Annotated in this window: 12 protein-coding genes; 7 read left to right on the top strand and 5 right to left on the bottom strand. The window is 53.8% G+C overall.

Annotated features, from left to right (window positions below; genetic code table 11):
- The first annotated feature begins 446 nt into the window (after positions 1 to 446).
- The 4 genes from ATJ93_RS21875 to ATJ93_RS21860 all read left to right on the top strand — a co-directional run bounded on the left by ATJ93_RS21875 (position 447) and on the right by ATJ93_RS21860 (position 5,400).
- Complete coding sequence (locus ATJ93_RS21875; protein WP_120246820.1) at positions 447 to 1,244, top strand: IclR family transcriptional regulator; 798 nt, start codon at positions 447 to 449, stop codon at positions 1,242 to 1,244.
- Between the two features lie 553 nt (positions 1,245 to 1,797).
- Positions 1,798 to 3,066 (top strand): four-carbon acid sugar kinase family protein, encoded by a 1,269-nt coding sequence (locus tag ATJ93_RS21870; protein ID WP_120246792.1) that lies wholly within the window; start codon positions 1,798 to 1,800, stop codon positions 3,064 to 3,066.
- Positions 3,059 to 4,060 (top strand): 4-hydroxythreonine-4-phosphate dehydrogenase PdxA, encoded by a 1,002-nt coding sequence (gene pdxA / locus ATJ93_RS21865; RefSeq protein WP_120246791.1) that lies wholly within the window; start codon positions 3,059 to 3,061, stop codon positions 4,058 to 4,060. The genes ATJ93_RS21870 and pdxA overlap by 8 nt, the downstream gene beginning before the upstream one ends.
- A 332-nt stretch (positions 4,061 to 4,392) precedes the next feature.
- Positions 4,393 to 5,400 (top strand): 2-keto-3-deoxygluconate permease, encoded by a 1,008-nt coding sequence (locus ATJ93_RS21860; RefSeq protein ID WP_120246790.1) that lies wholly within the window; start codon positions 4,393 to 4,395, stop codon positions 5,398 to 5,400.
- A gap of 101 nt (positions 5,401 to 5,501) precedes the next feature.
- On the opposite strand, the gene ATJ93_RS21855 is transcribed toward ATJ93_RS21860, so the two are convergent.
- Entirely contained in the window at positions 5,502 to 6,830 is a 1,329-nt protein-coding gene (locus ATJ93_RS21855; protein ID WP_120246789.1) for a glycerate kinase type-2 family protein, read from the bottom strand.
- Between the two features lie 105 nt (positions 6,831 to 6,935).
- On the opposite strand from ATJ93_RS21855, the gene ATJ93_RS21850 reads away from it, so the two are divergent.
- A complete protein-coding gene (locus tag ATJ93_RS21850; RefSeq protein WP_120246788.1) occupies positions 6,936 to 8,267 on the top strand; it encodes a DUF362 domain-containing protein in 1,332 nt (443 codons plus the stop codon).
- A gap of 5 nt (positions 8,268 to 8,272) precedes the next feature.
- Positions 8,273 to 9,019 (top strand): nickel pincer cofactor biosynthesis protein LarB, encoded by a 747-nt coding sequence (larB, locus tag ATJ93_RS21845; RefSeq protein ID WP_120246787.1) that lies wholly within the window; start codon positions 8,273 to 8,275, stop codon positions 9,017 to 9,019.
- A gap of 1 nt (position 9,020) precedes the next feature.
- On the opposite strand, the gene larE is transcribed toward larB, so the two are convergent.
- Positions 9,021 to 9,932: an ATP-dependent sacrificial sulfur transferase LarE gene (gene larE, locus ATJ93_RS21840; RefSeq protein ID WP_120246786.1), complete on the bottom strand. Its 912-nt coding sequence runs from the start codon at positions 9,930 to 9,932 to the stop codon at positions 9,021 to 9,023.
- Positions 9,933 to 10,626: 694 nt separating this feature from the next.
- On the opposite strand from larE, the gene ATJ93_RS21835 reads away from it, so the two are divergent.
- Positions 10,627 to 11,928: a tyrosine-type recombinase/integrase gene (locus ATJ93_RS21835; RefSeq protein ID WP_120246785.1), complete on the top strand. Its 1,302-nt coding sequence runs from the start codon at positions 10,627 to 10,629 to the stop codon at positions 11,926 to 11,928.
- 864 nt (positions 11,929 to 12,792) lie between these two features.
- On the opposite strand, the gene ATJ93_RS21830 is transcribed toward ATJ93_RS21835, so the two are convergent.
- From ATJ93_RS21830 to ATJ93_RS23305, 3 genes are all read right to left on the bottom strand, one after another.
- Entirely contained in the window at positions 12,793 to 13,749 is a 957-nt protein-coding gene (locus ATJ93_RS21830; protein ID WP_147376675.1) for a heterocycloanthracin/sonorensin family bacteriocin, read from the bottom strand.
- Between the two features lie 215 nt (positions 13,750 to 13,964).
- Positions 13,965 to 14,171 carry a helix-turn-helix transcriptional regulator gene (locus ATJ93_RS21825; RefSeq protein WP_120246783.1) on the bottom strand — a complete coding sequence of 69 codons (207 nt, stop codon included), beginning with the start codon at positions 14,169 to 14,171 and terminating at the stop codon, positions 13,965 to 13,967.
- Positions 14,161 to 14,556, bottom strand: a complete 396-nt coding sequence (locus ATJ93_RS23305) for a hypothetical protein (RefSeq protein WP_147376674.1) — start codon at positions 14,554 to 14,556, stop codon at positions 14,161 to 14,163. The genes ATJ93_RS21825 and ATJ93_RS23305 overlap by 11 nt, the downstream gene beginning before the upstream one ends.
- Positions 14,557 to 14,679: the final 123 nt, after the last annotated feature.

Below are 14,679 nucleotides of genomic sequence, written 5' to 3'. Positions count from 1 at the left end.
GCCTAAGTCGGCGAAGTGCCATCTGAAGATGGTATGCGGTATCAACGAGAAACACAGCGTTTCCGATGTCATATTTCTCGATATTACGGCTTCATCAAGCGCAACGTGATTCGGAGTTGCGTCAGTTGCCGGCTTTAGATCGGTTTTCTGTATTTAATATGAACCGCTTTTCCTAATCGATTGGAACCGTGCCTATCGTATTACTTAACATTATTAAGAATATATAAAATCGCAATATAAAGTCGAACGTCACGCTTCACTGGGCGCCCAGGTATCCGTCTTCGCTCCACAAAACGAAAATTAATCCAGTCGTCATTATCGCTGAGGCGTCCGATCTTTGCTATGAACCAACTGTAAATCAGCACGCCATCTTTTTCCATTAACTAAACACACGCGTTTAGAGATAGTAAACACATTTATGTCGGCGACGAATCTGAATGTGGGTAATGAAAGAAGCGAATAATCCAGTTCGTGCTGTCGAGACGACGATTCATGTCTTAGAAGCACTCAAAGAGTTGGATGGTGCATCAATCACGGAGTTAGCTGACCATCTCGAGCTCACGAAAGGGACGGTCCACAATCATATCAGTACATTGCAAGAGAACCGATTCGTAGTGAAAGAGGACAACCAGTACGAGTTGAGCCTCCGGTTTCTTATCTTCGGGGAGTACGTCCGAAACAACAATATTCTCTATCAAATTGGCGAACCCGAGGTGCAAGAGTTAGCAGACGAGACCGGCGAAATCGTACACTTATCGACTGAACAACATGGACTGAGCATGAAACTCTGCAAGATCCTTGGAGAAGACGCTGTTGGGGAACGCTTTCATTCCGTTAAACTGCAGCGCCCGGATTACCTCCATTACACTGCAACAGGAAAGGCGATCCTCGCCTTCTTACCGCAATCTCGTGTTGAACGTATCGTTGACGAGTACGGTCTTGCAGAGATGACCGACAATACGATCACTGACCGGTCAACGCTGTTTGATGAACTCGCAGCGACCCGAGAGCGTGGGTACTCACTGAATGATCAGGAAGAGGTTGACGGAGTTCGGGCAGTGGGCGCACCAGTAAGGGTTCAAACAGGACGTGTTCTCGGCGCAGTAAGCGTCTCTGGCCCGGTTAGTCGAATGCAAGACGACCGATTTCGAAATATCCTCCCTAAGAAGGTAAAGAACACGACCAGCGTAATTGAGGCAAATATCAATATGACTGAGATAATTCCTACATCGGGTGCGAAGTGAATTCCTGCCCGGTTAGTTGTAGAAACGCAGAGCCAGATGAAAGCGGAACTCTGTTACAAAGATGTAATCCCCTATCGTCTCATTTTGTCAAGAAATCTTGAGAGAAAGACTGCTGCTTCTGGAAGGTCACAACAGGTTACTGCCGAATGGGTCGTTTAGTTTCACTAAATGCTTTGGAGTTATGATTCGCCTATGTGGTTCAATAATGATAGACTGCTCATCAAATTACATTCAGTAACTCTATAAAATATGGCGCTGAGGATTCCTCTGTAGTTTGTTGAAACAGAGAAAGTCATCTCAGATTAGATGTGATTACAATAGTACAATCGTAAATAGATGGAGAGGGTCAGCGAATCACTCCATCCTGTTTGCTATTACTAAACAAATACATTGGAGACCTTATCTACGAAAATATCGCTCAGTCGGCTCAAGAATACCCTTCTAGGGGACGAAAACGGCCGATACACGCCTACAAGGCCTCCATGAATCGATATCATGTTGTCGATGCGAATCATCCAATATTTTATCACGGTCGACTATAGAGTATGGGACCATGTACGCTGTCGAAGTGGTTGCTGATGACCTCACAGGAGCAATGGATACCTCACAGGGGTTTGCTGCGCGTGGATACGCGACGACTGTCGTTGTCGATCCGCAAGCTAAGATGGATGCGATTGAAGAAGACGCCGCAGTACTGGGGATTAACACCGATAGCCGATACGATGACAAGGCGGACGCGGTTGATGCCGTTTCCACAGTCGTCGAGGAAACCTCATCGCGAACCATCTACAAGAAGGTCGACTCGACTCTCCGCGGGAATTTCGCTGCAGAAGTCGACGCGGCACTAGCTGCGTCGGGTGCTGAACTGGCTCTGGTTGCGCCCGCGTTCCCATCAGCTGGCCGGACGACAGAAGACGGCGTTCACTATGTGAAAGGAACCCCTGTCGCCGAAACGGAGTACGGAGACGACAAGAAAGGGCCAACATCCTCATCACTTGCTGACTTGTTCAAATCGATCGACCGACCAGTCGAGAACGTTCCCCTCTCAACTATCACGGATGGACACGACGAAGTTGCTGCCGCAATCACAGAGATAGTCGAACGGAACGATCGAGCACCGATCATCATCTGTGACGCGGTCGAAGATACACATCTAGCGGGCGCTGCCAAAGCAACTACGGACGTCAACACGCTCTATGTCGGCAGTGCCGGGTTGGCAGAGCAGATTATCGTCCCCGGTGCTGACGCCGATACGCGTTTGTCCCCGCAACTCCGAGACGGTGCAGCATTAGGGGTCGCCGGGAGTGTGAGTGAGACCACGCTTTCCCAACTCGAACGTGTGTCTACTGATGCGGTCATTCAGATCGACGGTCCTACGCTGCTGAAAGACAAGGACTTGGACGACATCGTAGAGCAAGCGGTGCATCGCCTGCGCGATAACCAACCGGTCGTACTAACTGCGGCAACCGATGACAAAGATGTCGACCGAACGCTGGCTGCCGGCGAGGAACAAGAACTTACCTCTTCAGAGATCCGCGAGCAGATCGCAGCGGGCCTTGCAAAGACTGCAGCCGCTGTTCTCCAAGATGAGACTCCGTCGGGCTTACTGCTAACCGGCGGTGACATTGCGGTTGCGGTTATCCGGGAACTTGGAGCGACGGCAGTAACGCTGACCGGCGAAGAGGTCGAAGCCGGAATCCCCATTGGAATGTTTGCTGACGGAGCTACCGCCGGAATGCCGCTGGTCACGAAGGCTGGTGGATTTGGGTCAGAAGAAACAATCGTTAATTGTCTGGACGTTTTGAGTCAAACCGATGCATAGAGAGAAACCACTGATAGGGATCACAATGGGTGACCCTGGTGGGATCGGCCCAGAAGTGATCGTTAAGGCGTATCCGGAACTGCTCGAGAGCAGTCGACCGCTCGTCATCGGCGATGCAGATGTGGTCGTCGAGGCCACTGCAGTCTGTGACGTCTCGCTCGATGTTGAAGCCATAGAGACTGTAACTGATGCGACGTTCGATGCCACCACCATTCCAGTGTTAGACCTCAATCTGGTGGACGAACTCGTCCGCGGAGAGGTTCGTGAGGCGTACGGAGCAGCGAGCCTGCAGTATATTGAACGCGCCATCGAACTTGCCAAAGCGGGAGAGATTGATGCGATTACGACGGCACCGATCAACAAACAGGCGACGAAGCTCGCAGGGAGCGACTATGCTGGTCACACGGGAATGCTCGCCGATTACACCGACACAGAGAATTACTCGATGATGCTCGTTGAGGACGAGCTCCGTGTGACCCACGTGAGTACGCACGTCTCTCTCCGGGAAGCCTGTGACCTGGTGACGGCTGAAAACGTACTCGAGACAATCCGTCTGACTGATAATGCACTGAGTGACCTTGGCCTCGACTCACCATCAATTGCCGTTGCAGGTCTGAACCCTCACGCCAGTGATGGCGGACTGCTAGGCGACGAAGACCATGCTGAGATCGAACCCGCTGTTGAGCAGGCACAAGACGAGGGGATCGACGTAGAGGGACCCGAATCGCCTGACACGGTATACGTCCGGGCGGCGCGTGGAGAGTTCGACTGTGTCGTCTCTATGTATCACGACGAAGGACACATCCCGATTAAGATGCTCGGGTTCGCCGGAGGTGACGCTGTTTCCGGTGTGAATGTGACAATTGGGCTCCCGATCATTCGGACCAGCGTTGACCATGGAACCGCATTCGATATTGCGGGAGAAGGAATTGCCTCCGAGCAGAGCCTCGTTGATGCCGTCGACGTTGCTGTCGATATGGCGGCTGAGAACTGACATTTATTCCAGTACAGAGTATCTGGTAGTCAGTTGTTCCTTTCTCTCTGTTCTGGTTTCCCCTAGTTGCTACTTGGATAGGCGGGTCTTCCCAATTCTACGCAGCTACTGTGACTGGAGTGTATATTCAGACTAATATAGACGACTGGAATCCCTGGTACGGGGTGTTGTATTGTCATCGTATCACAACCATCCGTAACGTTTTTTGACCTTTGTTCTGTAACGATCATTGGAATGTTCGCCAAGCCAGCCTGCAGTAGGAGAGACCGTAGTACATCGACTGCAAAGTGGGAAAAACAGCTGACAGCGACTTTCAGTTCCGAGAGTGAACAATGAAGATCAAACAGACTATCGAGTCGATCCCCGGCGGAATGATGGTGATTCCGCTGGTGCTTGGGGCGGTGATAAACACGTTCTTCCCGCAGGCGCTGGAGATCGGCGGATTTACAACGGCGCTCCTTAAAGATGGAGCGCTGCCGCTAATTGCTGCTTTCCTTGTCTGTATGGGGGCCGGAATTACGGTTAATGAAGCACCTCAAGCCCTCAAGCAGGGTGCAGCGATCACGGGGACGAAATTCCTTGTTGGGATGGGAATCGGGCTGATTGTGGCTAACTTCCTCGGCAACAGCCTGTTTGGACTCTCATCGCTCGCAATCATCGCAGCAATGACCAATACGAACGGGGGCTTGTATGCTGCCCTGGTCGGCGACATGGGCGACGAGACCGACGTCGGGGCGATCTCGATTATCTCCATTAACGACGGCCCGTTCCTGACTATGGTTGCGCTTGGGACGGCCGGGATCGCCTCAATCCCGTTCCTAGATATCGTATCGGTTGTCGTCCCGATTCTGATTGGGATGGTCCTCGGGAACCTCGATCCAGAGATGCGTGAGTTCCTCACAAGTGCTGGCCCGGTCCTGATTCCGTTCTTCGCGTTCCCGCTGGGTGCTGGGATCGACTTCTCGATGCTGATCACGGCCGGTGCGGCGGGTATTCTGCTGGGAGTCATGACCGTGCTCATCGGTGGCATCTTCAACATTCTCGCTGATCGAGCCTCGGGTGGCTCCGGCGTAGCGGGTGCATCCGCATCGAGTACAGCCGGGAATGCGGTTGCGACGCCCGAAGCTGTCGCCGCTGCTGATCCTGCTATGCGGCAGGCGGCAACCATAGCGACACCACAGGTTGCAGCGTCGACAATTGTGACTGCGCTCTTAGCGCCTGCATTGGCGAGCTTTGTATATCGGAAGGTAAACGGGGAAGAACCAGACGAAGAATCGAGCCCTGTAGATGAGCCTGAGCCTGTTGGGGCAGACACAGCCTCGGTAGGCGGCGACGAATAGCAGCGTATTTCGGCGAGAACAGACGCTCCTTTTTACAGAAGTATAGTCAACTGGTGACTCGAAGTTCGCTACTGATGCAGCGAACGAAAAGCTGTCGTCCGCTACTCGTCCTCAACGACTAATACCCGCAAATCGTTGACGTTCGTATTCGTCGCTCCTGTTAGGATCACGCCATCGTGACGCTCGAGAAATCCACCGGCGTCGTTGTTTGCGAGCGCCTCCTGTGCTTCGGCCTGTGGTAGATCAGTGTCGGCTCCAACGATGCCGCCGGCGGCGTCGGATTTTCCATCAATACCGTCAGTATCCACACTCGCTACAGTGATGCCCGGCTCCGAGCGTTCAAGCGCGGCACTCAGCGCAAACTCCTGGTTCGGGCCGCCGGTTCCGTCGCCAGTGATTGTTACTGTCGTTTCCCCACCAGAGAGTAGCACAGCCGGCGGTTCGACTGGCTCTCCGGTCGCTATACATTCTTCCGCAATTGCAGCCATCGTCTTGGCTGCCTCCGTGGCCTCGCCACGAACACGAGAACTGAGAATCAGCGGTTCGTATCCTTGATCACTGGCGACGGCCGCTGCGCTGCGTAGCGCAGTGTTTCCATCTGCGATGATATGGGGATCGACATCCCTGAATGTCTGATCTCCTGCATCTGGTGTCTCCTCAATCTCTCCGTTGGCACCGCGGCGAAGTCGGTCGACAACAGTAGTAGGAAGATCAACGTCGTACCGTTCCATAACGTCCAATGCATCCCCGAACGTCGACTGATCCGGCGTAATCGGCCCACTCGCAATCACATCCAGATTGTTCCCAACGACATCGCTGAGGATCACTCCAACAACTGTCGCGGGTGCCAACGTCGCAGCAAGTTGCCCGCCCTTGACGTCGGAGAGATGTTTACGCACCGCATTGATCTCATGGATAGTCGCACCTGAGGCGAGCAACGCCTCCGTAGTCTTCTGGAGGTCTGCAAGAGAGATGTCCGCTGCGGGAGCGGGAAGAAGTGCGCTCCCACCGCCCGTAATCACGGCGAGTACAAGATCGTCTTCAGTCGCCTCATCGGCAACCGACAGTAACTCGCGAGTGCTTTCCACACCGCGTTCACTCGGGACGGGATGGTCGCCTGGGAGCACAGAGACTGACGCCGTCTCAACCGGATTATCCGTCACAATGGCACCGTCTGCAAGCCTGTTGCCAAGTACGTCCTCAAGGGCCTGTGCGACGGTGGCAGCCGCGTTGCCTCCACCAACGATCAGTATGCGTTCGTAATCTCCGAGATCGTATGTCGTACCGGCTACCGTTAGGTCATTGCCATTCAGTCCGATTTGCTCTGGAATGACGGTTTCCGGATTCGCCGCCTCAATACCGGCCGTGACACAGTCCAGCGCCAACTCTTGTGCATTGCTGCCACTGATCTGCTGACGGTTTTCTATCATGGCTGACAGTAATCATCTCGTCTATAATCATAGTACCCTGGATAGCAACAATTACGTCTGATATCCATATTCTTTTACTAAAGAGTGCTCTTTCATTCGCTTAGTATGGGTTCGCGTTCCGAATTAGCCGTCCCAGAGGAGACAGTACTCGAAGCGTGCGGTGAGACCGAGCTTCCGAAGTTTGGAGTCATCGAACAGGTGTGGGATACAGATCCGATCCCAGCCGAACAGATTCCTGAGCGTGCTGGTAATGCAGTAGAGAATCTTGCCCTCGAGGACATCCCCGAGGGCGGTGAGGTTGCTGTCGGTGTCGGGAGCCGGGGAATCGCGAACCTCCCGTTGCTCGTCCGTGGTGTGATCGAACGTCTCGAGGATCTCGACTATGAACCGTTTATCTTCCCTGCGATGGGAAGCCACGGTGGCGCAACCGCGGAGGGGCAACGAGAAATGCTCGAGTCACTGGGCGTAACCGAAGCAAAAGTCGGGTGTGAGATCCGCTCCAGCATGGAGGTCGTTCAGGTTGGTGAGACCCCTGACCGCGGTGTTCCAGTAGTTGCCGACGCGAATGCTGCAGGCGCTGATGCCATCCTGCCTGTCAATCGGATCAAGCCCCACACTGACTTCGACGGGACTGTTGAGAGTGGGCTCTCGAAAATGATGGTGATTGGAATGGGGAAACAACGCGGAGCCAAGATTGCTCATGAATGGGCTGTCAACTGGAGTTTCCGCAACATGATCCCCGAGATCACTTCGCAGCTGCTGGAGTCGCTGCCAATCATTGGCGGCGTCGCCGTCGTCGAGGATCAACACGATGATACAGGCCATATTGAGGGAATCCGCCCTGATGGCTTCCTCGACCGCGAGGCCGAACTGCTCGAAACCGCTTATGAAATCATGCCTAAGATCCCGTTTGACGAAGTCGATGTACTCGTCCTCGACGAACAGGGCAAAGACATTAGCGGGCAGGGCATGGACACCAACGTCATCGGCCGGCGCCCGTTCGCAATCAACGAGCCCGAACCCGACCTTCCCGATATTAAACGGATCTACGTCCGCGGGCTGACCGAAACGACCCATGGCAACGCCATGGGAATGGGATCAGCGGACTTTGTCCACGAAGATATCGTAACTGAAGTGAACGCACCGGATACGCTGATCAATGCGATCACTGCCAGTACGATCCGTGGAGTTCGTCTTCCACCGGCAGTCAAGACTGACCGAGCAGGGCTAGTTGCTGCCCTGTCGACAATCGGTGTGATCGACACCGAGGATCTGCGAGTAATCCGTGCACGCGACACAATGCATCTGGGTCGATTCTACGCGTCCGAGGCACTGGTCGAAGAAGCCCGAGAGAGAGACGACTTGCGCGTCGTTAGCGAACCGGAGCCAATCGAATTCGACAACGGCCAGTTCGCAGCGCCGTCGCCCCAAGAGTAGAAGACATGGACCTCGAACCAATCCTCGAAGACGTCTCGGAGGGCGAGTTAAGTGTCGCGGAGGCGCGTGAGCGTATTGAAGGATTTACACGCGTTGATGACTTCGCCCGTTTCGATACGCGTCGAGAGGACCGCAACGGCGTTCCGGAGGTTGTCCTCGCAGAAGGAAAACGGCCGGCGGATGTGGCCTCGATCGCGGAGCAAGCCATAGAGAAGGAAGATCGAGTGATCATAACTCGGATCGACGAAGAGACCAAGACAGCGCTCGAGGATGTTCAGTCGTCGGCAGCCGAAGTCGAATGGATTGAGCAGGCCCAAATCATGGTCCTGCGAACCTCGGAGTATGAACCGCCAGTGACTGATGGGACAGTCGCTGTCCTTACGGGTGGGACATCAGATATCCCAGTCGCAGAAGAGGCAGCCGTCACCGCCCGTGAGATGGGCTGCGAGGTCGAGACCATCTACGATGTCGGCGTTGCTGGAATCCACCGAATGTTCGCAGAGCGACACCAATTCGATGACGCCGACTGTATCATTGTTGCTGCCGGACGGGAGGGCGCGTTGCCGACAGTCGTCGCCGGGATGGTTGACGCCCCGGTCATCGGTCTCCCCGTCTCGATTGGCTATGGGGCGGGCGCAGATGGCAAAGCTGCTCTACTGGGGATGCTCCAATCTTGTACTGTCCTCAGCGTCGTTAATATCGATGCTGGGTTCGTTGCTGGCGCACAGGCAGCCCAAGCCGCACGTGGGTAGGTTACTGTGATCTGTTAGCGCCGGTCGAATCCTCGACAGCAAACACGTCTTCGACGACTGGATCATCGCTGTTTTCTGCGGATGATGTGTCGGTTCTAGCGTTGTTGGTCTCTGGGCTCACGCTGCCAGTCTGATAGCCGTGGAGATCCAGCGTTACATGGTCGAATCCCAGATCAGCGATATGCTCTCGGGCTGTCCTAACGAAGTCAGGATTGAGCGCCGCTTCCAGTTCGTCAGATGCCACTTCGATACGAGCAAGCCCGTCGTGGTCGCGTACACGAAACTGTTCGAATCCCCAAGTCCGGAGGATCTGTTCGGCCTTTTCGATACGAGTCAGCCGTTCTTCCGTGACCTCCAGTCCAGTGGGGATTCGTGAGGAAAGACATGCCATCGATGGCTTGTCCGCAACTGAGAGATCAAACTCATGAGCGATCTCTCGAACCTCCGCTTTCGTAACCTCATGCTCTAACAGTGGCGAGTACGCATTTAACTCCTCAACGGCCCGGTGTCCCGGACGATGTCCCTCCCCAGGATCAGACGCATTTGTCCCGTCACAAACGATCTCAATCCCTTGCTCTCGCGCCACATCGTACATCGCCGAGAGGCGCATCGTCCGACAATGGTAGCACCGCTCTTCGTCATTGCGACGAAACGCATCACTGTCGAGTTCCGAGAATTCGACAACCTTGTGGCGGATTCCAATTTCGGCGGCAATCTGCCTCGTCTCTTCGAGTTCAGCCTCTGGGAGCGTCTCGCTTTTTGCTGTACAAGCGATCGCATTGTCTCCCAACGCCTCATTGGCGAGGGCCGCTACGACGCTCGAGTCAACGCCTCCAGAGAACGCGACGAGGACACCGTCGAATTCAGCGAGATCAGCAGTAATACTGGTTATCACTTCCTCGATTGATACCATATTGGTATTGCTTATCACTCTCAGGCAAAAACGTGCCGAAATTCCCTTCTGCTGAGAGGATCCGCTGTAAGAGTACTATTTGTGATTATTCCGTGGTTGGTTCCGTTTGTGCATTGACCCAGTTACGTAAGCAGTCAGAATATGAACCCAGTCCAAGTCCGACTACAAACGAGAACAGGCTTGGAAGAAGCGTCCACCAGAGATCTGGATGCTCAGCGCCAGTGTGGAGTACGGTCTCGAACATATACATTCCATATTACTGAATGAGTACGAAAGTATACCGATATCGGAATATATTGCTTAGAATCGATGTATATCCAACCCGATCATGGAGGTATCACGTTGATCTACGACTTCTTTGACGACCCTGCTGTCTACATCGAGGGGGTCGTCAGGACGATTGCTATTCGAACACGATATGCTCGCTCACTGGCACAGAGGTTATTAAGCACGTAGGTGATGTCCGAAGGTTCTTGTTTCTGACGAGAGACTCGAATTCTATATAGCCATATATGATTCATCCAATTCCGGCCCCGTCTCTGCGGCTTTGTTACTTATCTCGGTTGTCTGTATAGGACAACCCGATAAGCAGTAGTCTTATGTGAGTATCACAAATAGCGAGCAGTACGAAAATGCCGGTCTTAGAATTACCCCAACCCGGAGCAAACGGCCTTCTCAGGCAAGTGAGGACGCGATGAGCCAGCAGGAACAGATCAACTGGTCCCGCATGTCCTTCGAGGAACTGCAACATTTCTGGAACACTGAGGTCGAGCCGGACCTCGCACGGGACGGCCTGGACCTCGAGACGCGGCCGACCTACGAGGAGATCACCGAGGCGGGCTACTCCGGGATCGCCTACGCCTTGCGCGAACATCACGACCTCACGCTCGCGCAGTTTCTTGCGACGGTTGGCTACCCGGACCCTGGTCGTGACGAGGATTACTCCTGGGGTATCGAAGATGAGACCACTATTCGTGAGCTCGAGTGGTATCTTGAGAAGAATCTCCGCCGGGAGGGACTCGCTGATACAACGATCGACTCAAAACGTTCGCGACTCGCTCGCTTTGTCCGCACATACGCCGACCTGCACGGCCGCGCAGATATCGTCACGCGCATTCGCGAGGACAGCGCCGACGTCCAGCCACGGATCGAACGCCAACGCGTGCGGGACGTCTTCGACGAGTGGGATGAAACGAACCCAGACCCCGACCTCGAGAGTCACGAGTCGCGGTACAAACACTTGCTCGAGGTTCAGAAGTTCTACGAACGGCTGGTGATGGATCGGGACGCGGAGTTCAACCCGGCCGCCGGGGCGCCCCACGAAACCAACTGGAAGGGATCGACGCCTGGCGCCGACGATCGCGACCCGCCAGCCCTCAAGGCCGACGACGTCCGGGTGCTCGTTGATGCATGTGACTCGGTTGCTGATCGCCTGCTCGTCGTCGCGACGTGTGCGTGGGGCCTACGCCGCAGGGAGGTCGCACGACTCTCACGTGACCAGTTCGCGCCGACTGACGACGACGGATTCGATTTCGAGGCAGAGGATCCGCACATCGTTTTCGACGAGAAACGAAAGAACGGTCCCGGTCGCGTGTCGATCCTCTACGGCCTCGAGACTCTGGCAGATCGCTGGACACAGCTCTCCAATCGCGACGACTGGGACGGCTACCTGTTCCCGAGTTCTGCCGCTGAAAGCGGCCACCGAAGCCCGGATACGATCACCAAACGGTTCAAGAGGTTGGCGAAGGACGCTGGCCTCGAGATCCGCGAGCAGACGCCGACGCCACAGTACGGACGGCGGTTCTGGTACCGAACCTACGGTGACGCTGTGAAACGACTCTCGAGCCAAATCGAGGCGGTTGCTGCCGAACAGGGCAGTTCGGATCCGAACGTCGTCGTCGAAAACTATCTTGGTGAGGAGGAAGCACGGAAACGCCGACGGGAATTCATGCGTGAGGAACTGGCCGCAGCGTTCGAAAGTGAGGTACGGGAATGATCTCACTGACCTCGGCGTAAGCCTCGTTGAACTCCTCGAGCCACTGCTGTAGATTCTCGGGTTCGTCGTACGAGGAGATCGTTGCAGCGACGCTGATCGCCCAGAGCATCACTGCGGCTACCCGAGGTTTCGGGTTTAAACGTATAGATGGGGAAAGAGGAATACTTGAGATTACGGGGGTAATGCAAAGTGACTCTCATTACGATTGATTACTCTGATTAGTTAAGCGGGATCCAGCGCCGCTCTCGGCCTTAACCAACTTGCGACTGGATACAGATCCCATGTTGGTTAAGACAGATTTCGTCAAATCCGCACTCAACCACGTAAACTACGTCAGTGTACGAAAAGCTCCCTCGAGGAGGGAGTAGACCTCGAGGGAATGCCCGAATTAGTGGGGGTAGCGCGTCGTTCCGGCTTTGTCCACTGCGGCGCTGCCCTCTAGGCGCCGCACCGGCGTATATCGCTCTCGAGAGGATAATCCTGGTTCCAAACCCTATTGGACTCACTCACGAACTCGAGATGAAAATTTAGTCCACGACTTCACTTGCGAGGGTGGTGTGCTACGCATTGTATATAGTGTTAAACGCTATACAAAATGCTTACGATTCAGATGGCACAGATTCCGCGTTTGGATTTCTACAAACCGCCAACTAAATAACACTTATCGCCGATGTCGAGCTAATCAGGTCTTTAGCAGTAGTTTTCGAATTTGTGGACTTTATTTCACGACATTGAGGTCGTACACCGGATGCCTAAAATATAGCAGCTAAATACAGAACTACTGTTAAGAATGGATATCGGTAGGCCGGAAGGGGGTTGTAATGCAAGGGCCGGGAGCCTACCGGGAGTGATCTAGGGCGACCGTTAGTAACACACTGGATTGTGGGTGTTGCTGTTACAGCTGAGACAGCAGCCGCAGGAGCCCCCAGTTCCAGCACAGCCAGCGATACATGGAATACAGCCGAGCCCTCCAGTGGCACCACAGACAGCTGCACAGCCACCACAGACACCACTACCGAAAACGCACTGGGAACAGGGCGCACCGAAGTTCAGACCCCAACAGTCGCTGCCCTGCCAGCCCGACTGCATGATCGAGAATCCCCCATCGTCTGATTCATCCTCGAGTTCGAGGACTTCGATCGTGTATTTCTCTTCTCGGAGGGCCTTGTGCGTTTCCTGGTGCTCGTTCACTTCGAACGCTTCTTCGAGTTCGATTCGGTACTGTTTGCCTGTCTCGTCGTCTTCCTCTTCGTTTTCCTCTAGCTTGCCGGTCTCGAAGACACCAGTCTCCGCGTCGTAGATAATAGGCATCTCTTCCTCTTCTTCATCCGTGAATCCGACAGCCTCCGCGATCCGCTTCCGTTCGGGGTTTGTCGCAGTTCGTCGTGCCACGACGTCCCCGTCTTCGTAGACGAGGAAGAGATCAGTATTACCCGGAAGTCCACGGTATTTTTCCGGGACCTCCTCCTCCAGTTCTCCAGTGAGTTTGTCGACTTCGAAGTAGGCTTCAGGTCCAGCATCGGGCTCGTCGATTTCCGCGTACACGATGGTCCCGAACTTCGTCTCGATTTCAGCTCTCTCCATCGAGACCTCTTCTGTGAGGTCCTGCCCATCGATGGTGACCTCGCTGACTTCGGGATCGTTGAGCTCAGCTAGGAGGGCCTTCACCATGTCCTTCTCCAGCACATCATCTTCTCCAGACAACGCTGAGACTTGTCCAATACCAGCGACCGTTGCGACACCACCTGCACCGAGCGTCCGAAGAACATTCCGTCTGTTGACTTTATTCGAGTCGTCTTCGGAATCAGTATTTTCTCGCATTGCAATTAGGTTGAATATCACCGATATATTTATTTCTTCTCCCGAAGAATTTATACTCTATTACTATTCCTTGGACTATTATTCAGTTTTTGGCCTATCTAGTAGCAATTGAGCAAAAACCCTGACTCTGATCTATCCATTCAACTGCTGGGGGTGTTGCTACACTCTCGACTAGAATGCTCAACTTCTCCTCAAGAACAAGAAAAGTAGAGCTGCTATTCGTAGGTGAAAATATCCTCTACTGAGCAGTCGAAATATTCTGCTAGCTCGAATGCTATTTCCAGAGAGGGGTTGTATCGGTTTCTCTCGATAGCGTTTATCGTTTGCCGTGTAACGCCGATCTCTTTTGCGAGTTCCTCCTGCGTGATATCGCGCTTAGCTCGATAGACCTTCAATTCATTATCTATCGTTTTATCGGACATAGCGGTAGTACACATAGTAAATGGCGAATATGCCTAATCCACTACCCAGATACAGGAACTCTGCGCTTTCCCTGGGGACTACATTCCAGAAACCATTGATCAGGATGATCGCCATTAGCCACCAAAATGCGTTAATGCTGACTCTTCCAATCAGATCCCGAGTCCTCTCATCACCTAATGCCTTCTCGTTGCGAGTAGCTGTTATCGATCTAAATCCGAACGCCGATAGGATCACTACAGGCACGAGAATACCTGCATAACTCATCGGAGGTGCATCATAGTAGAAAAACACCGCTATACCCCCAACAAGCGTTACCAGTGCGCCTCCTAGGAGGAGATAACCTGCTCTTTTCTGCTGCGCCAGACTTGAATTTGCTTGGCTCATGCGTTGAACCCTCCGTGATTAGTTGTCTCTCCATTACTACTCCAACCAATGTCTGGTTCTGCTACCATTGTGTCTGGTATTTCTACCACCATGTCTGGTTTACCTTCCATATTGTATGCTCAA

This window comes from Halopiger aswanensis, assembly GCF_003610195.1.
In the GTDB taxonomy this organism is placed as follows: Archaea; Halobacteriota; Halobacteria; order Halobacteriales; family Natrialbaceae; genus Halopiger; species Halopiger aswanensis.
This window is presented reverse-complemented; position numbering and strand designations above follow the sequence as displayed.